At 54.4% G+C, this 20,826-nt stretch carries 21 protein-coding genes; 9 read left to right on the top strand and 12 right to left on the bottom strand.

From position 1 onward, the window contains the following. Positions 1-6: 6 nt before the first annotated feature. From HMPREF2981_RS02690 to HMPREF2981_RS11015, 3 genes are all read right to left on the bottom strand, one after another. Positions 7-1,380 (bottom strand): TIGR01906 family membrane protein, encoded by a 1,374-nt coding sequence (locus HMPREF2981_RS02690; RefSeq protein ID WP_070660609.1) that lies wholly within the window; start codon positions 1,378-1,380, stop codon positions 7-9. A gap of 118 nt (positions 1,381-1,498) precedes the next feature. Then, positions 1,499-1,717, bottom strand: coding sequence for a DUF3499 family protein (locus HMPREF2981_RS10540; protein WP_080974329.1), 219 nt, complete (start codon positions 1,715-1,717; stop codon positions 1,499-1,501). A gap of 26 nt (positions 1,718-1,743) precedes the next feature. Then, positions 1,744-2,229 carry a WhiB family transcriptional regulator gene (locus HMPREF2981_RS11015; RefSeq protein WP_013398598.1) on the bottom strand — a complete coding sequence of 162 codons (486 nt, stop codon included), beginning with the start codon at positions 2,227-2,229 and terminating at the stop codon, positions 1,744-1,746. A 655-nt stretch (positions 2,230-2,884) separates the two neighbouring features. Here HMPREF2981_RS11015 and HMPREF2981_RS02680 point away from each other — a divergent pair. After that, positions 2,885-3,694, top strand: coding sequence for a TIGR03089 family protein (locus HMPREF2981_RS02680; protein ID WP_070660607.1), 810 nt, complete (start codon positions 2,885-2,887; stop codon positions 3,692-3,694). Positions 3,695-3,781: 87 nt separating this feature from the next. Here the strand turns inward: HMPREF2981_RS02680 and HMPREF2981_RS02675 are convergent, their stop codons facing one another. Continuing rightward, positions 3,782-4,417, bottom strand: coding sequence for a GtrA family protein (locus tag HMPREF2981_RS02675; RefSeq protein ID WP_048751380.1), 636 nt, complete (start codon positions 4,415-4,417; stop codon positions 3,782-3,784). A gap of 198 nt (positions 4,418-4,615) precedes the next feature. On the opposite strand from HMPREF2981_RS02675, the gene HMPREF2981_RS02670 reads away from it, so the two are divergent. The 3 genes from HMPREF2981_RS02670 to HMPREF2981_RS02660 all read left to right on the top strand — a co-directional run bounded on the left by HMPREF2981_RS02670 (position 4,616) and on the right by HMPREF2981_RS02660 (position 7,654). Beyond that, positions 4,616-5,806: a 5-(carboxyamino)imidazole ribonucleotide synthase gene (locus HMPREF2981_RS02670; protein ID WP_070660605.1), complete on the top strand. Its 1,191-nt coding sequence runs from the start codon at positions 4,616-4,618 to the stop codon at positions 5,804-5,806. Between the two features lie 59 nt (positions 5,807-5,865). After that, on the top strand, positions 5,866-6,510 hold the full coding sequence (gene purE / locus HMPREF2981_RS02665) for a 5-(carboxyamino)imidazole ribonucleotide mutase (RefSeq protein ID WP_070660603.1): 645 nt from the start codon (positions 5,866-5,868) through the stop codon (positions 6,508-6,510). Positions 6,511-6,631: 121 nt separating this feature from the next. Further along, on the top strand, positions 6,632-7,654 hold the full coding sequence (locus HMPREF2981_RS02660; protein ID WP_070536236.1) for a lipid II:glycine glycyltransferase FemX: 1,023 nt from the start codon (positions 6,632-6,634) through the stop codon (positions 7,652-7,654). 105 nt (positions 7,655-7,759) lie between these two features. Here HMPREF2981_RS02660 and glpX read toward each other — a convergent pair whose 3' ends face one another. Then, positions 7,760-8,752, bottom strand: coding sequence for a class II fructose-bisphosphatase (gene glpX / locus HMPREF2981_RS02655; RefSeq protein ID WP_004006091.1), 993 nt, complete (start codon positions 8,750-8,752; stop codon positions 7,760-7,762). 206 nt (positions 8,753-8,958) lie between these two features. On the opposite strand from glpX, the gene HMPREF2981_RS02650 reads away from it, so the two are divergent. From HMPREF2981_RS02650 to HMPREF2981_RS02640, 3 genes are all read left to right on the top strand, one after another. Beyond that, positions 8,959-9,687, top strand: coding sequence for a DUF4245 domain-containing protein (locus HMPREF2981_RS02650; RefSeq protein WP_070450764.1), 729 nt, complete (start codon positions 8,959-8,961; stop codon positions 9,685-9,687). Positions 9,688-9,762: 75 nt separating this feature from the next. Further along, the gene (locus HMPREF2981_RS02645; RefSeq protein WP_070450766.1) at positions 9,763-10,401 is read left to right on the top strand and encodes a carbonic anhydrase; all 639 of its coding nucleotides are present in this window, start codon (positions 9,763-9,765) and stop codon (positions 10,399-10,401) included. A 220-nt stretch (positions 10,402-10,621) separates the two neighbouring features. After that, positions 10,622-12,028: a class II fumarate hydratase gene (locus HMPREF2981_RS02640; RefSeq protein WP_013398590.1), complete on the top strand. Its 1,407-nt coding sequence runs from the start codon at positions 10,622-10,624 to the stop codon at positions 12,026-12,028. A 146-nt stretch (positions 12,029-12,174) separates the two neighbouring features. Here HMPREF2981_RS02640 and HMPREF2981_RS02635 read toward each other — a convergent pair whose 3' ends face one another. The 6 genes from HMPREF2981_RS02635 to mca form a co-directional block, all read right to left on the bottom strand. After that, positions 12,175-14,154, bottom strand: coding sequence for an S-layer homology domain-containing protein (locus HMPREF2981_RS02635; protein WP_070450768.1), 1,980 nt, complete (start codon positions 14,152-14,154; stop codon positions 12,175-12,177). Between the two features lie 552 nt (positions 14,155-14,706). After that, a complete protein-coding gene (locus tag HMPREF2981_RS02630) occupies positions 14,707-15,228 on the bottom strand; it encodes an NUDIX hydrolase (protein WP_004006086.1) in 522 nt (173 codons plus the stop codon). 41 nt (positions 15,229-15,269) lie between these two features. Further along, complete coding sequence (locus HMPREF2981_RS02625; protein ID WP_070660598.1) at positions 15,270-15,803, bottom strand: prepilin peptidase; 534 nt, start codon at positions 15,801-15,803, stop codon at positions 15,270-15,272. 6 nt (positions 15,804-15,809) lie between these two features. Continuing rightward, positions 15,810-16,628 carry a polyprenyl diphosphate synthase gene (gene uppS / locus HMPREF2981_RS02620; protein ID WP_070660595.1) on the bottom strand — a complete coding sequence of 273 codons (819 nt, stop codon included), beginning with the start codon at positions 16,626-16,628 and terminating at the stop codon, positions 15,810-15,812. Beyond that, complete coding sequence (locus tag HMPREF2981_RS02615; protein ID WP_239652998.1) at positions 16,615-16,920, bottom strand: hypothetical protein; 306 nt, start codon at positions 16,918-16,920, stop codon at positions 16,615-16,617. The genes uppS and HMPREF2981_RS02615 overlap by 14 nt, the downstream gene beginning before the upstream one ends. Positions 16,921-17,136: 216 nt before the next feature. Beyond that, complete coding sequence (gene mca / locus HMPREF2981_RS02610) at positions 17,137-18,099, bottom strand: mycothiol conjugate amidase Mca (protein ID WP_070660590.1); 963 nt, start codon at positions 18,097-18,099, stop codon at positions 17,137-17,139. Between the two features lie 197 nt (positions 18,100-18,296). Here mca and HMPREF2981_RS02605 point away from each other — a divergent pair, with 197 nt between their 5' ends. Then, positions 18,297-18,758, top strand: coding sequence for a DUF4307 domain-containing protein (locus HMPREF2981_RS02605; RefSeq protein ID WP_070660587.1), 462 nt, complete (start codon positions 18,297-18,299; stop codon positions 18,756-18,758). 168 nt (positions 18,759-18,926) lie between these two features. Beyond that, a complete protein-coding gene (gene greA / locus HMPREF2981_RS02600; protein ID WP_004006080.1) occupies positions 18,927-19,424 on the top strand; it encodes a transcription elongation factor GreA in 498 nt (165 codons plus the stop codon). 93 nt (positions 19,425-19,517) lie between these two features. On the opposite strand, the gene ilvA is transcribed toward greA, so the two are convergent. Continuing rightward, positions 19,518-20,771, bottom strand: a complete 1,254-nt coding sequence (gene ilvA / locus HMPREF2981_RS02595) for a threonine ammonia-lyase (RefSeq protein WP_013398582.1) — start codon at positions 20,769-20,771, stop codon at positions 19,518-19,520. Between the last annotated feature and the right edge of the window lie 55 nt (positions 20,772-20,826).

The raw sequence follows: 20,826 nt of genomic DNA, 5'->3' as shown, positions 1-20,826 counted from the left end.
TACCCGCTAAGCCTCGATGTCGCCGTCACGTTCGGCGCGCATCGCCTTGATTTTCTGGCGAATCTGGTAGCGCTCTTTGTAGTACCGATTTTCCTTCACGAGGCGGTACCGTGTGGGCCAGGTGAACGCCAGCAGCACACCGATTATCAGCAAGGTTATCACCACAATGGCGAGCGCAGCATCAATCCAGAATTGCGGCGGGTATAGGCGAATGAGCGTATCACTCATGCGGAACTGCCAGTTGCCCTGCGGGAAGAAGGTCGTGTGGAAGGTGGTAAAGAGCCATTCCCAGCTGGTAGCGCCTATGATACCTAGCACCACGAGCATAATAACGGTAGCCCAAGCGCCAGTGTACAGGCTGCGGCGAATAGTGCCGGGGGCGCGCTCCTTCAGCGAAATACTGCCGATTAAGGCCAGCACGCAGAATACCGCCACGGCGATGGTTGCGAAGAGCAAGACTCGTTTGACGTCGTGCATATGCTGAATTTCACTCTGGAGGAATGCCGGGGTGTTTGCCGGTCCGGTGGTGGCTTTCGCCAGGTAGTCTTCGGGGGCTAGGTTGGTCACGTAGTCCAGCCCGTAGGAGCCTAACCGCATGCGTTCGGCGAGGTCGAATCCGTAGCTGTCTTCGGGAAATCCGGGCCTGCGGTATTCCAGCCAGAGGAATGGTGCGGATGCGACAGCCCGAATAGCGACCATAAACGAGAGGAGCGGTACCGCTGCCGTGATGAGGGCGGCACGGAGCTTGAGCAGGCGTGGGCGTTCGGCGGCGGCTTCTTGTGCTGCATCTTCTTCCCACGTATTTGAGGTTTCAACGGTACGAGTTGTTTGCGTGCGGTATTTAGGGCGTGAACTCAGCGAGCCGGTTGAGATTTTTGTTCCCTTCTCCACGGTCACTAGGGTGGATTTTTGGGGTTTGTTATCGGCATCTTGACTGGGTTCTGAGGCGGGTGTATCCGGCGCAGCTGCCTTTTCAGCCGGAGCCGCTTCTTCGTTCTTTTTCTCGTCAAACTTCTGCACTAAAGTACTGAGCGTGGGGTGTTTCGGAGATCCCTTTGCCTCACGGATAAGAGGAACAAACCCGGTTGAGACGCTGGTATAGGTACGTACCCGCTGCCCTACGCTTTCCCCTTCCTGCTGACTCGTGTCATGTGCGCCGGATGCTCGATCGCTGGGAATATCGGGGTTGTCTGCAAAATCCGGAGCTTCGGTGTACATCTGTGCCGATGCTCCCAGCAGTGATTCGGGTGTTCTTTGTGTTGCGGGGGCGGAAGCACGCGCCGCCGCTTCTTCAACGGTTTCGGTGCCGATCGCGGAGCGCAGCGCGTCCCAGGCTCTCTGCCCTGAGGATGCGGTACCGCTGTGACTTTCCTGTGCCATAGGTGTCTTTTCTGAATAGAGTGGTATAGATAGGGTGTTTGTCCTATTTTCATAGGAGAAGAACCTTCCGCTGAGCGGCGGAAGGTTCCTATGAAGGTTGTGAGAGGCTGGCAGTACCTCAGGTTCGTTCAGCTCTAAGCTCCACCGTGTAGACGACTCGCCATCCTTGCGGTGCGGTTAATCGTGCCGCATGATAATCGCAAAGATCGTAAGCGTGTGGCTCGCGGTACTCGGACAGCGGTCCGATTGTCGCCGTAGAGTCAGCGTATGAGTAGCTGAGGGTCACCGTGGCTTCATGTTGACAGGTCTGCCGGGAGCAGTGTCTAACTTTCTGCATTGGTACTGTTGTGCCTTCCTAGCGCCTTAGCTTGCCTGCTTACGTAGCCGACGACGCTCGCGTTCTGAGAGACCGCCCCATATTCCGAAGCGCTCATCATTGTCCATTGCATATTTTAGACACTCTTCACGAACGGGGCACGATTCGCAGACGCGTTTAGCGTCACGAGTAGACCCTCCTTTTTCAGGAAAAAAGGCTTCTGGGTCGGTTTGGGCACACAGCGCATCAGTTTGCCAGGCGAGCTCTCCGTCATCACCTTCAGTTCCGTACATGCCTGCGGCGGCGGCCCACATATCGAGGCCTTCGACGCAGGTAAACATGTTGCCTACCTCAACTGTGGAAGCCGCAAAGCTGCCTTCCTCAGTGGTTGCGTCGGCAACGCTCAGGAACATATTTGCTTGTTCTTCTAGGGATTGCGCGGTTTGCATAGTATGTTGACGGGTTCCGCCTGTGCGTTCACCGGCAATACCGGTGCTCAGGCGTGAATACCCAGCACAGGTGTATGAACCCATAGTTTTTCCTTCCGTGTTCTCATTGGCTAGATGAGTCTGCGGTGATTCGTTGGTGTGCAAACGAATCTTTTTGGCTCTGTAGATTTATAGTTTTTGGGCATGAAAGATGTTTCTGCAAATAAACCTACATAACTATTAGAAGGGCGACACGCCCATTCGTCAAACTGGACTTACAACTTTTATCCGTGTATGTGCAGATCACCGTCAAATATTTCAATGTTTATACGGTGTTAGACCACAAAATAATTACTTCATCATGAAAGTTTTGGGCGTTATCTTCTGTATATATATGTTCCTCCACACCCCCTCCAAAACCCCCGAGATTACGCCTCGAACGAAGCTCTTTCAAACTCCTAAGCACCTAGTCAAAACAGGTTTTTTATATCCTATTCAAAACCTAATCGTGTCACTTATTACATTTTAATAACCCGTCTGCAAGATATTTTATGAACTTCACACCCGTAATGCACCCGTAATATAACTTCAACGTCCTTAAGAGTATATTTGCATCATACGCAAATTTATGACTACAAATACTTTCTTCTTCAACTGTTATGACGTCAGGAAAAATATCTCATGATGTGGTCGCGTGTACTGCCGAAAGTAATATCATGCATCGAAATTTTTGGGAGTTTACACACGGTAAAGTTATTCTATGGCTGAAAATTTACTCTCGACCGTGGCAAATGCCCGCTCATTCACGCGTATTTTCGATGCTCTCGCGCGTGTGCAGACTCCCGCCCTTATCTGGCATGCTCGCGGGGGTGAACGCATCGAGCTCTCCGGTCGCGTCTTCATGAATTGGGTAGCAAAGAGCGCAAATCTTCTGGTGAATGAGTGCGAAGTTACCGAGGAATCTGGGGTGCAGATTACGGGTCCCCTGCACTGGCGTTTTCTGGTTCTCGCCTGCGCGACTCTCTACGCTGGCACCTACTTCGACGATGAAGAACCGCTTGTAGGCGCCTCAGATACCACCGATCATGCTCAGAACCTCAATAACCCCGACTATCTTCTTCTTGTTGATCGCGGGCCTCTCTCGATGCGCTACCTTGGAGACCTTCACGAGGTCGACTCAATGACTGATGCCGAAGTTCTCGACTTCTGCGCGCTCGTGCGCAGCGAGGCTGACCAGTTCATCGGCTTGCCAGCTTCGACCTCAGCGCCCGTGGGCAATAACTTAACATCGGCAGAGCTAACGGCACGAGTGCTCTCTCGGGCACATGAACATGCTGGTCACGATTACCGTCTTCCTTCAGGGGAACGAGCATTAGCGCTTCGTCTTCACCTTCCCTCAGAGTTCGACTGGGCACCCTCAGCCCTCACGATCGTGACAGAGGCGCTTGCCTGCCTCATCGCGGGTTATGCCGTATTCCTACCCGATCCGCTGGCTGATTTTACCGCTACCGAGTTAGACCCGCTCCTGCGTTCTGAGCGAGCTCTAGATCTAACCTTGAGCCACTCCTAGAAAACGGCAGCGTAGTTCGCTCAGAGGGTAAAAACACTGCGGCGGATTCTCATAAAAAGAATCCGCCGCTGTATACAGTCTATTTATTTATGAACGTTTACCGGTAGAGGGCTTATCAACATCGGTAATTTCAACATTCTGTTGCGAACGCTGGGCCTGTGCCGCAGGGTCTACCACGGGAACCGAGCCGGTCAGCACACCCGTCGCCTGGTTCAGAATGTACCCCAATTCTTCGTGCTCGGTAGCGTCCCCTTCATCCACCTGTTTACGGTGCTTGCCGTAAACCCAGAAACGGTAGAGGAAGTACCGCAGAATTGTTCCCAGCGCGGTGCCGATGATCGTACCGGAGATAAACGATGCTTCCGGCGAACGCAGCCCCAATACGTAGTTAGTGAAGAACACGCATCCGGCCTCAACCAAAATGCCAAGAATATTCACAAAGGCAAATTCGATGCCCTCACGTTTCCAGTTCTCGGATCGGTCTTCGCGGAAGGTCCACAGGCGGTTCATAATCCATGCAAAGATGGTAGCCACAACGCTGGCAATTACTTTTGCCTTGGTATGTGCGTTCTCGAAAGGACCAAGCATCAGCGCCCACACCACGGCAGCGTTTACCAAGAATGCGGCACCGCCAACGGTACCGAATTTAAGTACCTCTAGACCGTAGGTATTCCACAGTGATTTAAGACGATCACCCAGTGTAGAGCGAGAGTCTGAAGCCATATTCTCCATCTTTTCTGCCCGTTAAGATGACCTGGGCGTCTGTGAGTTAAATTTTGATAGCATCCCTAAAATACTAGTACAGCCGATCCCGTTTTACCTTATTTTATTGAGTTTTATCATGCACTTCCCAGGTTATTTTCAAGTCTGCGGCGCGGAATACTACCGGTATTTGGGGGCATAAGAGTACACTTGAGTGATGTGACTTACCCTGTAACTGGACCTGTACTTGGTGTTATCGGAGGCGGCCAGCTGGCACGCATGATGGCTCCCGCAGCAACGAACCTTGGATTTGACCTTCATATTCTCGCTGAAAGCCCTACAGTGGGCGCCGTGGCAGCGGTGCGCAGCGCACCCGTGGGAGATTATAAGGATTTAGAGACTTTGCGGGAGTTCGCTCGTGGCAAAGATGTTATTACATTCGATCACGAGCATGTTCCTACCGAATTTTTGCACACGCTTATTGCTGAGGGGGTAAATGTGCAGCCGCATCCGGATGCGCTGCAATATGCCCAGGATAAGCTCATGATGCGCCAGGCTGTAGAAGATCTTGGACTACCGAACCCGCGCTGGGCACGCGTTGAAACTTTGGATGAGCTTCTCGCCTTTGGCGATGAGATCGGCTGGCCCGTGGTTTTGAAGACCCCGCGCGGCGGCTATGACGGCAAGGGCGTGATGGTGCTGGATTCTCCTCAGCACGCCCGTGAGCAGGCCGCTGCCTGGTTTGATGAGCTTCCTCACCGCACCGATTTTTCGGCGCTTTTGGCGGAGGAAAAGGTTCCGTTCACCCGCGAGCTTTCCGCTCTCGTGGCGCGCCGGGAGAGTGGGCAGGTTCTCCCCTGGCCTGTCGTAGAGACAATTCAGGTGAATTCGGTCTGTGATGAAGTTATTGCACCCGCACCGAACCTCTCCCCCGCGATCGCCCGGGCGGCATCCGATGCAGCCGTTACCCTAGCCACCGAACTTGGGGTTACCGGCGTAATGGCGGCGGAGCTCTTCGAGGTTCCGGGCTCTTCAGCAGGCTTCTACATTAATGAACTCGCGATGCGCCCGCACAATACCGGACACTGGACCCAGGAAGGTTCGGTAACCAGTCAGTTTGAGCAGCATCTGCGTGCGGTACTCGATATGCCGTTGGGCGCAACTACTATGCGCGACGAAGTTGCCATTATGAAGAATTACCTGGGCGGCGAGAATGAAGATATTTTCGGTGTGTACCCGCTTGCGCTCAGTGCCGAGCCACGCGCCAAAATTCATTTTTACGGTAAAGAAACCCGCCCAGGACGTAAAATTGGTCATGTGAATATTACCGGTCGGGCAGCTGAGACTCGGGCGCTACGCGATGCCGCCGCGAATGTGGCATCTATTTTGCGCGACGGTCGCCCGCTCTAAGAGTTTGCCGGTATATTTCGTGTCCGTAGTGTCTTATTAGCTCACAGGAAGGATTGTTCATGAGCTCCCCGTACGATTCAGATAAGCCCGTTGTTGGCGTTGTGATGGGGTCAGATTCCGACTGGTCCATCATGGAAGAAGCCGCTACGGTTCTTGAAGAATTCGGTATCCCCTATGAAGCGGATGTCGTCTCAGCACACCGTATGCCTGAAGATATGATCGCCTACGGCCAGCAGGCTCATCAGCGCGGTATTCGCGTAATCGTCGCCGGTGCCGGAGGGGCAGCGCACCTTCCCGGCATGCTCGCCTCGGTTACCGCGTTGCCCGTTATTGGTGTCCCGGTGCGGCTGAAGAATCTCGAAGGCATGGATTCCCTGCTTTCTATCGTGCAGATGCCCGCGGGGGTTCCGGTGGCGACCGTGTCTATCAACGGCGCACGTAATGCGGGACTTCTGGCGCTGCGCATCCTAGGATGCGCCACCGACGATTTCGCGCAGCAGGTGCACTCCGATCTTCTCGATTTCTCGAAGGATCTGCGCCAGAGCGCGGTAGATAAGGGAACGGCTCTGCGTGCTAAGCTCGCCGAGCATCGCGCCCAAGTTGCCGAAGAAGAAAAAGTACAGGCACCGGCGGCTCCAAAACCCGCTCCAACCACCGACTCTACACGTGATGAAGGGGACGAACCGCAGGCTTACGTGCCCTAATGTATGGTCGTTTCTCGGTCTTATCGAGCCGTTCCGTGAAGATACGGAACGGCTCGTATTTTATCTACTCCCAAGGTCGCCGTCGCTCAGCGTAACCTGCGGTTGAGGCTAAAATAGTTGAATGAGCAATATTCTTCAATCCGATATTTGGGCACGTTTTCAGCAATCTCTTGGTCATACCGTCATTCGCCACGAAGGCGAAGGCTGGTCCTATCTCGCTACCGTTGAGGGCGGGCGCACCGGCAAGTATCTTTACAGCCCCTACGGCCCGGTGGCACAGAGTGCGCAGGCTTTCGATGCCGCGCTCGACTCGCTGAAAGAAGAAGCAAAGGCTCATGGGTGCCTGTTTGTGCGCATCGAACCAATTGACTCCGCTATCTGGGGTTCGCAGGATGCGGCAGAGTTCCTGAAGGCACGCGGCGCTGCGTTGGCACCGCGCCAGGTTCAGCCTTCACACACGCAGATTATTGATCTTTCCGGCGACGAAGCTGCAATTTTGAAGGATATGAAGTCCAATAACCGCAATCTGCACCGTAATATCCACAAAAAAGGTGTCAGCATTGAAGTGTCTCAGAACCCCGAGGATATGAAGGTGCTCTTCACGTTCCTCTCTGAGACCGCCGACCGCAACGGGTTCAACCGTCAGCAGGACGACTATCTGATGCAGGTGGCAAAGACCCTCATGCCTGCCGATGCCGCATCCCTCTATATTGCTCAGCTGACCGGCGAGGATGGTTCCAAGGAACCTATCGCGGCGGCGTTTGTCTACGATTCTGACGATACGCGCACCTACGCCCACGCGGCGGCGTCTTTTGCGCATCGTAAGCTCTCAGCAGGCATTCCGGTAGTGACCAATTTCATCTTGGACGCTAAAGCAAAGGGTCTGAAATATGTGGATCTTTTCGGCATCGCACCCGAAGATCAGCCTGATCACGAATGGGCGGGGTTCACCAAATTTAAGAAGTCTTTCGGCGGGCGTTCGGTTGAGTACCCCGGCACCTGGGACATTCCGGTAAATGCGCTAGGCTACCGCGCCTACGGCTACGCATACCGCGCGCGTCCCGCACTCAAGAAAGCACTGGGAACCGCTCAGGAAACCGCGAAATCTACAGTAGCTAAGGTTCGCGCACGCCTGAAAAAATAACGCTACTTCGGCAGCCTAGGTTCCCAGGCAGACCACGCTCATACAATAAAGCTTGTGCCGCGCTCTCAATGATTAAGAGCGCGGCACAGGCTTTATATCAAGACGTTACTTTGTATGCGACAGAATCTCGCGCAGGCGAGAAAGGCGATGCTCAGCCTCCACAATGCGCACGGTTCCCGAGGAGGAACGCATGACGAGCGACTGGGTGGTCACAATATTCTTGCCGTAGCGCACCCCGCGCAGCAGCTTGCCGTCGGTAATACCGGTTGCGGCGAAGAAGCAGTTATCGCTGGTGACCAAATCGTCAGTTGTGAGGATGCGGTCAAGATCGTGCCCCGCAGCGAGCGCCTTCTCACGCTCGGCATCGTCAGTGGGTGCTAAGCGGCCCTGAATTACGCCTCCGGTGGCCTTGATAGCGCACGCGGCGACGATGCCTTCGGGGGTTCCGCCGGTACCGAGCATCACGTCAACACCGGTTCCTTCACGGCAGGCCGCGATAGCCCCGGCAACATCGCCGTCAAGGATAATGCGGGTACGTGCACCGGCATTACGAATCTCTTCAATGAGCTTAGCGTGACGCGGACGATCCAGAACGCACACGGTCAGTTCGCTTACGTTCTTACCCTGTGCCTTAGCGACCAAGTGAAGGTTCTGTTTGACGGGCAGGCGAAGATCTACGAACTCTGCGGCTTCGGGCCCAGTCACCAGTTTTTCCATGTAAAACACGGCGGAGGGGTCGAACATAGAACCGCCGTCTGCTACCGCGATTACGGAGAGGGCGTTGTCCATGCCCAATGCGGTCAGACGAGTTCCGTCGATGGGATCTACCGCAATATCGAGATTGGGGCCGATGCCATCGCCAACAACTTCGCCGTTGAATAGCATGGGAGCCTTATCTTTTTCGCCCTCGCCGATCACAACGGTTCCGTTGAAGTGCACGGTCGAGAGACGGTAGCGCATCGCGTCCACGGCGGCACCGTCCGCGCGGTTCTTATCGCCTGCGCCCACCCAGGGACCGGATGCGATGGCTGCGGCCTCGGTGGCGCGCACCAATTCCATAGCTAGGTTGCGGTCGGCGTGGTTATTGTTTTCAGTCATTGCTCACCTTCGAGGTCGTTGTCATGGCCGGCTGGCTGGTTCGTTCCAGCGCTTTGAACCGGCACCTCCTGTTTACTAGCATAACGCGCCCGGCGGAATGTTCGCGTGTATTGAACGGGTTTGCGTGGACGCATGTACCGTGGTGAACATCCGCCCAGGTGGGTGTGGGAAACGGTATGTCTTAGAGCGTATGAGAGAATGTGTGAGTGGAAAACTCTCAGAATCACGCGCATACACCGGCTGAGAGCGATGGTCAGAACGCTCATGCGCCGAAGGCTCACGCAGATGCTTCTACCGATTCATCTGTTGTGCCACAAATTACACAAAAACAAGCGAAACGCATTAATGCTCCGGCGCGCAATATGATTATTTCGATGCTGGCGATGGTGGCTATTCTCATTCCGGTGCTCTGGCTCATGCCGCAGCCGGATAAGAATCCGTACCGCCCACAGGTGAATTTATCGCAGGTAGCGGCTGAATCTACCCAGCAGGCGGGCTTCCCGGTGGCGGTGCCGCAGCTTGAGAGTTGGCACTATAACTACGCGCGGTGGACGGGTAATACTCCCGATAATATCCCGTATTTTAAGAGCGGACAGGTGACCAGTAAAAATCATTTTATTGAGTTGATCCAAGCAAAGGATACAAACCCTACCTGGGTGGCTCAACAGGTCGATAACGCCGCGAAACAGGGCACCGAATCTATCGGCGGCGTGGAGTGGGAAGTACGTTCAGCCACCTCGAAGAAGAACAACGAAAAAGTGTACTCCTACGTGGCGCAGGTGCCTCACGGTAACGGTGAAACGACAACCGTGATACTCACCGGCACGGCAGACCCGGCGGAGTTCGCCCAGTTGGCGGATGCGACGGTCGCCTATATGAAAGCGCCGACGATGACGGTCTCCCCGGGTGCATCCAATACTTCTAATATTTCGTGATCTTCTCTAGCAAAATGTACGGTCTGTTTTCGGTAAAATAGAGGGAAGATACCTCTCACTTTAAGGAGCCTGCTCATGGGTTCTCGTCCGGTTCAACCCACCGCTGAGTATGTGCTGGAACGCCTGCAAGAGGGTAACGCACGCTTTGTACGGGGCGAGCTTTCGCATCCGCACCAGGATGTGGCACGTCGCGACGAACTCACAGGCGGACAGTTTCCTTTCACTACGATTTTTGGGTGTGCGGATTCGCGTACGCCACCGGAACATATCTTTGACCTGGGTCTTGGCGATGCCTTTGTGGTACGCACCGCAGGACAGGTTCTTGATGATGGTGCCCTTGGTTCGCTGGAATATTCCATTACCCAGTTCAAGACGCCGGTGCTGATCATTATGGGACATCAATCTTGCGGGGCTGTTCAGGCTACCTGCTCGTCGGTGGAATCGGGGCAGCTTCCGGGCGGATTTATTACGCGAGTAGTTGAGACTATTCAGCCTACGGTGCTGGCCCAAGAACTTCCCCACGGCGAGAAGCCAAGCCAGCATGTGAACGAGATGGTACGGGCTCATACGTCTGCGACGGCTTCCCGTCTGCTTCAGGAATCGCGCATTATTGCCGACGCAGTTGCTCGCGGCGAGACCATTGTGCTGGGCTACTTCTATCATTTGGATTCCGGCGCGGTCGATATTGTCTTTGACTCGCGCGAGATGAAGTAATTCCCACGCGTTTTATCGGTGGTCGCTGCCTCCTTCGTGTTATCCACCCGAGAAAACCAACATAACCCCAGAAGCTCCAACAGGCTTTACTTGAGTTCATACGGTACCGCCACACAACCCCACAGCGTGGTGAGTATCATCATGCACGGTATTCCCCAAATGTTCCGATTTTTACACGAAGGGTATGAAAACCCGCCATTTTGAGCCCTAAACTAGAGTTATGGCTGAAAATATTGAATACCGCATTGAACATGACACCATGGGCGAAGTTCGCGTGCCCGCCAACGCACTCTACCGTGCACAGACTCAGCGCGCGGTCGATAACTTCCCGATTTCGGGGCAAACCCTCGAATCAGCCCATATTCGCGCTCTTGCCCTCGTTAAGAAGGCAGCCGCGACCGCCAATGAGGAACTTCAGGTGCTCGATGCTGAGCGCGCCCAGGCTATCCGCGAGGCGGCGGATCTGGTAGCAACCGGTGAGTACGACGAGCATTTCCCCATTGACGTCTTCCAGACCGGTTCGGGCACCTCGTCGAATATGAACACCAACGAGGTTCTGGCGACTTTGGCAACCCGTTCCCTGGAATCACGGGGCATTGAAGTTCACCCCAATGACCACGTGAATGCGTCCCAGTCTTCCAACGATGTTTTCCCCACTTCCGTGCACGTTGCCGTGACTGAGGCACTGGTCAAAGAGCTGATCCCTTCCCTTGAGGTTCTCGCTGCTTCGCTGGAAAAGAAGTCCGCAGAGTTCAAGGACGTCGTCAAGTCCGGACGCACCCACCTGATGGATGCAACCCCCATTACCCTAGGCCAAGAATTCTCTGGCTACGCCGCTACCGTGCGTTACGGCATCGAACGTGTGAACGCTTCCCTGCCCCGCGTGGCTGAGGTTCCCCTAGGCGGCACCGCAGTGGGTACCGGTATCAATACCCCAGCGGGCTTTTCGGCACGTGTGATTGAGCTGCTTGCTGAAGAAACCGGTCTACCCCTGACCGAGGCACGTAACCATTTCGAGGCGCAGGCAAACCGCGACGGTCTGGTTGAGGTTTCCGGTCAGCTGCGCACCCTTGCATACGGTCTGATGAAAATCAGCAACGATATCCGTTGGATGGGTTCAGGCCCGAACACTGGTTTAGGCGAGCTGCACATCCCCGATCTGCAGCCCGGCTCGTCCATCATGCCCGGCAAGGTAAACCCGGTGATTTGTGAGGCTACTATTCAGGTTGCGGCACAGGTAATTGGTAATGATGCGACCATCGCGCTTTCCTCCACCAACGGAGCCTTCGAGCTGAACGTGGGTATTCCAGTAATGGCGGCTAACCTGCTCCAGTCCATCCGTCTGCTCGCCAACGTTTCTCGCGTGGCGGCTGAGAAGATGATCGACGGCCTGAGCGCCAACGTAGAGCGTTGCCGCTTCCTGGCGGAGGCATCCCCCTCGACCGTAACCCCGCTGAATAAGCTCATCGGGTACGAGGCCGCCGCGAAGATTGCCAAGTATTCCGTGGCAAACAAGGTCACTGTGCGTGATGCCGTGGTGGCTTTAGGTTACGTTGAACGCGGTGAGGTCACTGAGGCTCAGCTCGATGAAGCCCTAGACGTCACTAAGATGCTGGGCAACTTCTAGTCCGCATATCGTTTTCATGTGAACAGACACTCCTAGAACATAGTTGAGGGGCTTCTACACGATGTGTAGAAGCCCCTCAACGTTTGAGCTAAGACCCGCGCGGTGCGGGCGGATAGATAAATCTCTATCTCAGAATTTTGCTCGGTCTATTTGCCTTGTTCGTACTGATAGATAAGTTCCGCAAAGTCGGCGCGAGTAACGGCACTATCGGGCTGGAACCAGTTTTCGGACCAGAAAACAAGACCCCTCTTCTTCAGCCAGGTACTCTCCCGGTAGAACGGGGAATCAGCCGTCATATCGGCATACAGGGATTGTTCCGGTAGGTTCACGCTAGGTTCCCCAGCGTAACGGTACAAAAACGCAGCCATACTGGCGTGAGATGCAGCCGCCTCGGGGCGGAAATGACCGTCACTCCAACCGAAGCTGATACCACGTTCGCGTGCCCAAATAATCTCCCGGTAGTGCGGGTGTTCCGGGGTAACATCCACATAGGGAGACTCCTGCGGAAGAGTAACCTGAGGGCTTCCTGCCAGGCGGTAGAGGGCCACAACGGACTGTTCGCGGGTTATAGCATCGTAGGGGCGGTAATAGTCGTCCGCGCTATCGACAAGCTGCCGCTGCGAAGCCCAAAGAATCGCATCGCGATGTGCGGTACGATCGCGCACATCCTTGAAATCCGATTCGGGTGTAGGTTTCTCACCGGGTGCGGGTTTGGGGTTTGGTGCGGGTTCGGGGCCCGGCTGGGGCTCTGCCGGTTTGGGATTTGGAACCGGTTGATCCGCAGTCGTTAACGGGAGCTTTTGGTGGGCTTCGAAGATAACATCGTCCTTCGGGTCCTTTGGATATACCCCCGTACTAAGCTCGTATACGTGCCCGGTTTTGAGGGTATTCGCGGGAATGGTGAAGGTGGTCTGGAAGGTACCGTCGGTAAAGCCATCGTAGAGGTCTTTCTCTTCCACCCGGTAGGTATAATCCACTGGATGAGTGAGAACCGCGCCCGTTGGTTTGCCGGTCTTCTGGTCTATCTCGTTAATAACGAGGTTCATGCTCTGACCCTGTATCTCGGCATTTCCAGAGCCATAATATCCAGTACCGGTCACAGTAATCTCGGTATCGGCGGTCGGGTTCACAGCGGGAACGCTCACGTTCAGCTGCGGTGCTTTACTCTCCGAGGAAAACTCAACATCCAGGTATTCAGTCAAAGCGTTGTTTGCCAACGTTCCGTCGGGATTGATGACCTGGGTTCCGATGCGGTAGCTGCGGCGTGCATCCAGACCTGCCGGATAGGGAAGCGCAGTTTCAAAGAGGCCGCTCTGCGAGAGCTCCTCGGCAGAAATTTTCACCGATGACACGGTTCTTTCCTGAGTAACAACCTGACCTCTGGGCCAATCACCCTCAATAAGAGAAACCTGCAAGTATCCGCCTTGAGGAATAAACTTTGGGTCATAGCCGGTACCGCGCACCTTCACGGAGTCTTCCACCAACGAGTTAGGCTTACCCTCGACTTCCAGATTGGTGTTCTGGCGTGCAACCAGCACCGGTGCCTGGGTGTTGTATGCCGTGGTGGGCAAGATTTCATATCCTTGCGCCTGCTGCGTTGTCGAGGTCAGGGTACTGCTGACGACGTAATCGAGTTCCGGATGGAAATCGTTCAGCGGCAGCGGCTGGGTATTCAAATAGACCTCAAAGGTTCCGTCATGAATCTGCGATGCGGGAACATTCACATACCCCAGGTTATATACGCCGTATTCCGTAGTGAAATATGGGGAATCGGCTGGTGTATCTGAAGGGGTAACTTTGAGGCTGACCTGCTGATCTGCCGCCACACCGTAGAAACCGGTTCCTTTGATTTTGAGCGTCTTCCCGTAGTAGGGGTTGACTTCATCGGGGGTTTCGACCACGAGCTGCGGAGTTGCTTGAGGTTCCTGATCGGCCACAACCTGCGGGGTCACCGTAGCGGTGGATGCAGGGGTTGAAGCACCAGGATCGGTGACAGCTCCCGCTGGGGTCAGAGGAAGCACTAAAGCGCCTGCCACCACGAGGGCACAGGCGCTACGTCCGAGAGCATTTCTGGCTCTTCCGGGCGATTCGTTAGGTGAATTGTTTGTAGGGTAGATAAGAGACATTATTATTCTCCATTTGTATAGATGTGGTTGGGAGTGAGCAAGTTAAATCTCTCAACACTCATATTCACCTTATCAAAGCTTTAACTCAAAATACAGGGTTTTCCTATTTAAAAATTTCTTCTGACACATAATTTAATTCTTATCCTAGCAATGCACACACTATAAATATTACCCACCCATCCAACCTACTTCGCTGATATATCAACGCTAAATACCCATGAAGCAACATATACTTTTCATAAAGACGCCACATGTTTATTGTCACAATATTATGCACAGGTTTATTTTTTAACGGTGTGTTACATCTGAAAAATACATAGATATTTTCGGTGGTAATCTTCTATAATTTACAGATTTTAGATTTTTACAAGAAACCGAAATTAATGCATAAAACCCCCATTTTTATTTTTCTCAGATATGAACAACGGTAAGTACGAGAAAAATACTCAGATACGATCTTGGGAGTACACACGGTCTTCAACGCATAGCAAACAGGTATTATGCGGGCGCGCGGCTATCGGCTTAAGGGTGTATTAGAGGGAGTATTGACGGTTACCGAGAGGATTCAGGTCCATCTTTGGGAGCGTGAGATACATAGTCAAAACGACAATGTCCGTCATAGTTCAGCGCCGCATCAATGCGGTCAAGCATCCGCTCAGAGAGCATAGAACGCTCCTGAGGATCCGTCACATCTACCCATCGCACCTGGGAAGATTCCTCATCATTCACTCGTGCCTGCCCGGATACCCACCGGCACAAAAACGTGTGATCTAAAAACTGGCAGCGATCCCCGTTGCTAAAGCGCATCGCGGGGTCAGCCTTGACCTGAGCAAGCTCTAGAACCTCAATACGCACGCCAGCCTCCTCATAGGCTTCACGTATGCAGGTAAGCGCCGGGTTCTCGCCAGGATCGACAATACCCGTCACGGGAGTCCACCTGCCGTTATCGCTGCGTTTAACCAGCAGTACCTTGCCATCCTCATCGCGACGGATCACTGCGGTAGCGCCTGAAAGCCATAAATACTCGTGACCAATTTTCTTGCGTAAATTCACGATGTACTCGGGGGTAGGCATCGAAGATCCTTTCGTCGATCAGTGGTTTCGGTTAGAGACCGTTAGAACGATAGGAATGAGTAGCTTGGCACCAGAACCGCCGCCATCATTCCTATCAGCATAAACGGTCCGAAGGCTATGCGGGTGCGCCGTGTAACGGACCTGCTCAGTACCAAAACCACGGCGCATAATCCGCCCACAATAAAGGTCACCAATGTTGCCCACAACAGGTTAGCCCACGAGAAGTAGCCGATGAGTCCGCCCAGCGCGAGAGCAAGTTTCACGTCCCCTCGGCCCAGCGCCCCGAAGGAGAGCATTCTCATCAGGACGTAGAAGGCCCAAAGTACAAGACCACTCCCCCATACACGCAGGATAGTTCCCCACTGTCCGCTCAGGGCGGCAACAACCGGTAAAGCAGTGTGGGTGGCAAACATGAAAGGAAATACAATGCGGTTCGGCAGCCTGTGTTTCCGCAGATCCCAGCCCCACAGTTTTACCGTGCACCCGGCTGCGTACAGCAGGTAAAGAATCAGCAGAATACCGGCGATCCAGCCGGATACTCCCTGTGTAAAGAGTTTCGAGAGTTCTTGAAGCATGAGTGGCTAAGATCCAAAGCGGCGGGTGCGACCCGCATAATCCCGCAGGGCACGCAAGAAATCTACCCGCGTAAAATCAGGCCAGAGAGCCTGGCAGAAATAGAATTCCGAGTAGGCGCTTTGCCAGGTCAGAAATCCCGAGAGGCGCTGCTCACCAGATGTACGAATCAGCAGGTCAGGATCGGGCATATCGCGGGTGTACAAGCGACGCGAAATGTCCTCGACGTTCAGGGTATCTGCCAGATCGCGCATCGATCGACCCTGAGCCTCGGCGTCAAGAATAAGTTCACGCACCGCATCCACAATTTCTTGGCGTCCACCATAGCCAACCGCGATATTCACGCGCACCCCCGGCAAGGGCGCGGTCTCTGCTATAACCCGCTCCAGGGTGTTGCGAAGCTCATGGGGAATAAGGGAAACGTTACCAACCGCGTGCACGGGTCCCTGCTGCGCGGTATGCAGCCGCCGCAAAAATTCGTCGATAACGGCAATAAGCCCGGTAAGTTCATCGGCGGGTCGCTTGAGATTTTCGGTCGAGAGCATATATAACGTGACCTGAGGTATGCCCAAGTCGGCACACCAGCCCAGAAAGTCAATAATGCGCTCGGCTCCCGCCGCGTGCCCCTCACGGGTGCTCAGCCCCCGCTGTGCGGCCCAACGCCGGTTGCCGTCCACCAGCACACCGATATGTGTGGGAAGCATCTGCGGGGTTAAAGAAGTTGCCATAGAGCGTTCATAGACGCTTGGCTCTGGGGAGGTTCCCGGTTCAGAGGGAACCCCGTGCACGGTAATAACGGGCAGCGCCAGAGTATCAGCGGGTGCCATGCTGATCGTCCTCGGACTCTGTATCCTGCTGGGCTTGCTCGGCCTCTTGAGCAGCCGCGTATTGTGCGCGGTATCGTAGACGGCGAGTGCGCCTGGTCATGTCGATGCCAAGAATAATAACAAGGAGGGATAGCGCCGCAGTCGCAAAGAAACCGCCAATACCGGGCGAACCTGCAACAGACCCATCGGGGTTGGCGGCTGGGGTGTTATCTGCTGCAAGCGCAACACCGTGAGCAGCAAATGCCACAAGGTCGGGGACTGTGGCGAGCGTATCAAGAATGAGGTGGCTCATGACTATCCTTCTGAACATTCCGGTTTCTAGCGGTAAGCCGGTCATGTGTGATTGTCTAAGTCTTCATTCTACCGCGTGACATCTTGTATATTCCCGCCTGAGGTTCATGTTTCAGCTGGGAATGCGCCAAGAGTTTAACTATGTTCACAGTACTCAAGGCCCGCAGACCTCTGCATCGCCAAGGGGCACCGCATGATCGCCTACGGAGGCTATAGGCTAGAAAAATATACCGTCACTCAGGGAATGCTCCGGCAGAGTTACCGGCACCCGCGAGTCGATAAGTGTATAGTCCTCCCAAGGCCAAATATGCTTCTGCTCATCGGTAGAGATCGCAAAGAAAATACCTTGCGGATCCACCTGTGAGGAGTGCGATAAAAGCGCCTGATCGCGATGGATGAAGTAGTCACTGCAGAGAATTCGCGTGGTGGTTTCGTGCCTGGTGCCGTCTTGTGCATCATTGAAACGGTGCGCCATATGTTCGATGAAACCTTCAAAGACGCTCTCGCCCCGCTGATCGAGCAGGTACTCGTGCAGAGCGACGGTGCGTTCGGGGTTGAAGGCACGATCATAGTAAAGCTTTAGGGGTTTCCAGGGCTCGCCTTCCCCCACGTATGCTTCGGGGTCACCAGCCTTTTCGTAGGCCTCGACGGCAACCTTATGAGTCATGATGTGGTCGGGGTGCGGGTATCCTCCCACCTCGTCATAGCTGAGAATAATATGAGGCCTGTACTCGCGTACGAGTCTTACCAACGGTGCGGCGGCCTGTTCGAGAGGCAGTGTACCGAAGCTGCCGAAAGAAAGCGGCGGAAGAGGGTCGCCTTCGGGCAGGTCGGAATCCATGAACCCTATCCACCGATGTTCGATGCCTAAAATCTCAGCAGCACGGGCCATTTCGGTGCGGCGTAATCCGGGCAGGTCACGGTGTGCTCTGGGAGCGTTACGAATTTCTTCGTTGAGGATGTCCCCGCGTTCACCGCCTGTCATGGTGGCAACCATATAGCGGGCGCCGCGGGAGGTATAAGCGGCAGCGGTCGCGGAACCTTTAGAGGATTCGTCGTCCGGGTGAGCGTGGACGGCTAGGATGCGCAGCCCTGCGTATTCCTCATCAAGAGGTTTAAGATCCTGCACTGCGGGATGTTCAGGCAGAATTGCTTTAATTTTTTCTAGCGCGTCGCTCACGTTAATCCTTATGATGACAAAGGGCTTATGCTGTGGGGTTTAAAATGGTAGAGATTAAGAGCATCTCCTAAAAGTGTAATCATACAGAAATAGCGCAAGAAAGCCACTCTAAATGAAGCATTATGACGGTGTAAAGTATCGTGGTGCAGACCATCTTCTGTACCGCATCGTCCATTAGACACCATGAGAAGAAAGCTATGACAGATCCTTCACACACGCAGGCGAGCGAATCGGCAGCTGCCAATTCTCATGCTAATGCCCTGGCGCAGCGCTACGGCGCTAAACCTGTTCGGCAGCGTGCCCTCTCCACGCGAATGTGGGTGCTTCTTGCTGCCTGTGTTACGGTTGTGGCGGGCGCTTTTGTGGTGTGGGTGCAGATGGATTCTCAGTCCCGCCCAAGTGCACGCGATACCGGGTTTACCCTCATCAGCAATGACGAGGCACAGGGGCGTTTCGAACTCTCTAAAAACCCACAAGACACCGCGGTTTGTTCGCTTAAGGCGCTTAATTCTTCCCGTGTTGCGGTGGGATGGGCCGACGTCGAAATTGGTCCTAACAGCGCAGAGCAGGGCAACACCCGAGTCACACAACACAGCGCGAACCTGCGCATACTCTCGGAAGCAACCACGGTTACCGTGGATTCCTGTCGGCTTAAATAGGCGTATCACACCCACGATTCGGTGAGCGCTCAGCGAAATGATACACGCCCTAACACCCAGATATTTAGGTCATGTGTACTTTCTGCCCTAGAATAGGGTGATACTTTCCAGGGGAGAACCCCCAGACCAACGCGCCGGTTTATACCGGAGCATAACCAAAGGAGAAGCATGGCTGAAAGCAACGGCGCATGGCTCACTCAGGACGCATACGATCGGCTGACTCAGGAGCTTGAATATCTCTCAGGTCCGTATCGTCAAGAAATCGTTGACCGCATCGCCGCCGCTCGCGACGAGGGAGACTTGCGTGAGAACGGCGGATACCATGCGGCACGCGATGAGCAGGGTAAAAACGAAGCTCGCATCAACCAGCTTAAGCATCTTCTGGAAAACGCCCAGGTAGGAGACGCCCCCAGCGATGACGGTGTGGTTGCCCTCGGCATGGTTATTGAGGCCGAAGTAGCTTCCCGTTCCATGAAATTCCTGCTGGGCTCTCGCGAAATTGAGGAGACTCTGCCCGCCAACTCCGATTTGAAGGTCTTCTCGGAAAAGTCTCCGATGGGTGCGGCGATTCTGGGGGCCAAAGAAGGCGATGAAGTCACCTACCTTGCTCCCAACGGTAAGGAATTAACCGCGAAGATTGTTTCAGTCAAGCCTTTCCAGGGTTAGAATCACGAAGCTTTAAACGCACGGTGGGGTTCGGTTATATGACCGAACCCCACCTTTATATCCTGCGGTTTTATGCCAGATGACCTCTCAAAATTAGTACACCACGATGGGTTTGAAGCCTTCTTCCTCCAAGGCCGAGATAACCTGACGGCAGTGTTCCACGCCTTTGGTTTCCATATCGATCGTAATGGAGACATCGCCCATCGACAGGGAACCGCCTACGCGCGTGTGATCCACGCCGGTAACATTCGCGTCATTCTCCGAAATGATGCGCGAGATCGTCGCCAACTCACCCGGACGGTCTGAGAGCATCATCTTAATCGTCATATACCGACCCGCCGCCGAAAGACCACGCTGAATTACCTTCAGCATGAGCATCGGGTCAATATTGCCGCCCGAGAGCACACATACGACAGTTCCCAGATCGCCGTATGTTTCCTTGAGTTTGCCGTTCATGAGCGCCGCCACCGGAACCGATCCGGCGGGTTCAACCACCAGCTTATTGCGTTCCATCAAGAAGATAAGGGCCCTGGCGATATCGTCTTCACTCACCGTCGCTACATCGTCGACAAGCTTCTTGATAATGGAAAACGGCAACTGACCGGGGCGTCCCACCGCAATGCCATCTGCAATCGTCGAGACCTTCTTCAGCGGGACAAGCGCATCCGCAGCCAAGGAAAGCGGATATGCCGCCGCATGCTCAGCCTGCACACCAATGATGCGGATCTTTTTACCCAACTGTTCTTCCTTCGCACGGACCGCCGCCGAAAGACCAGCAAGCAGGCCACCTCCGCCAACACCCACAATGATGGTATCGACCTCAGGCACCTGTTCCAGGATTTCTAATCCGATCGTTCCCTGACCCGCAATAATATCTTCGTTATCGAAGGGATGCACAAACACCGCGCCGGTCTCTTCGGCATAGCGTTTTGCTTCAGCCAGCGCCTCGTCCACGGTCGTACCGTGCAGTTCGACCTCGGCGCCGTGGTCGCGGGTTGCGGTCACCTTCGGAAGGGCTGCACCTAGGGGCATGTAAATACGCGCCTTGATACCCAGTTTTGCCGCTGCGAGAGCAACACCCTGCGCGTGGTTACCCGCAGATGCGGCCACCACGCCACGCTTCTTTTCTGCATCGCTGAGTTTTGCCATGCGCACATAGGCGCCACGCACTTTGAAGGAGCCCGCACGCTGCAAATTCTCACATTTGAAGAAAACTTCCGACCCCAGTTTGAGGCTCAGGGCACGAGAATGCGCCACAGGGGTTCGCTCGATAACCCCGTCGAGGAGCGATGCTGCTGTCTCGATATTCTCCAGGGTTACGGGTAGGTCGGTTAGGGGTGCGTTCACATCGGATCCGTTCTGTACGCTCTCATCAGCTTCTGCCCTCTATTTTAGGCGATGA

It is taken from the genome of Rothia sp. HMSC069C01, from assembly GCF_001814655.1.
Taxonomy (GTDB): Bacteria; Actinomycetota; Actinomycetes; order Actinomycetales; family Micrococcaceae; genus Rothia; species Rothia dentocariosa.
The sequence above is the reverse complement of the archived record's forward strand: the minus strand, read 5'-3'. Positions and strand labels throughout refer to the sequence as shown.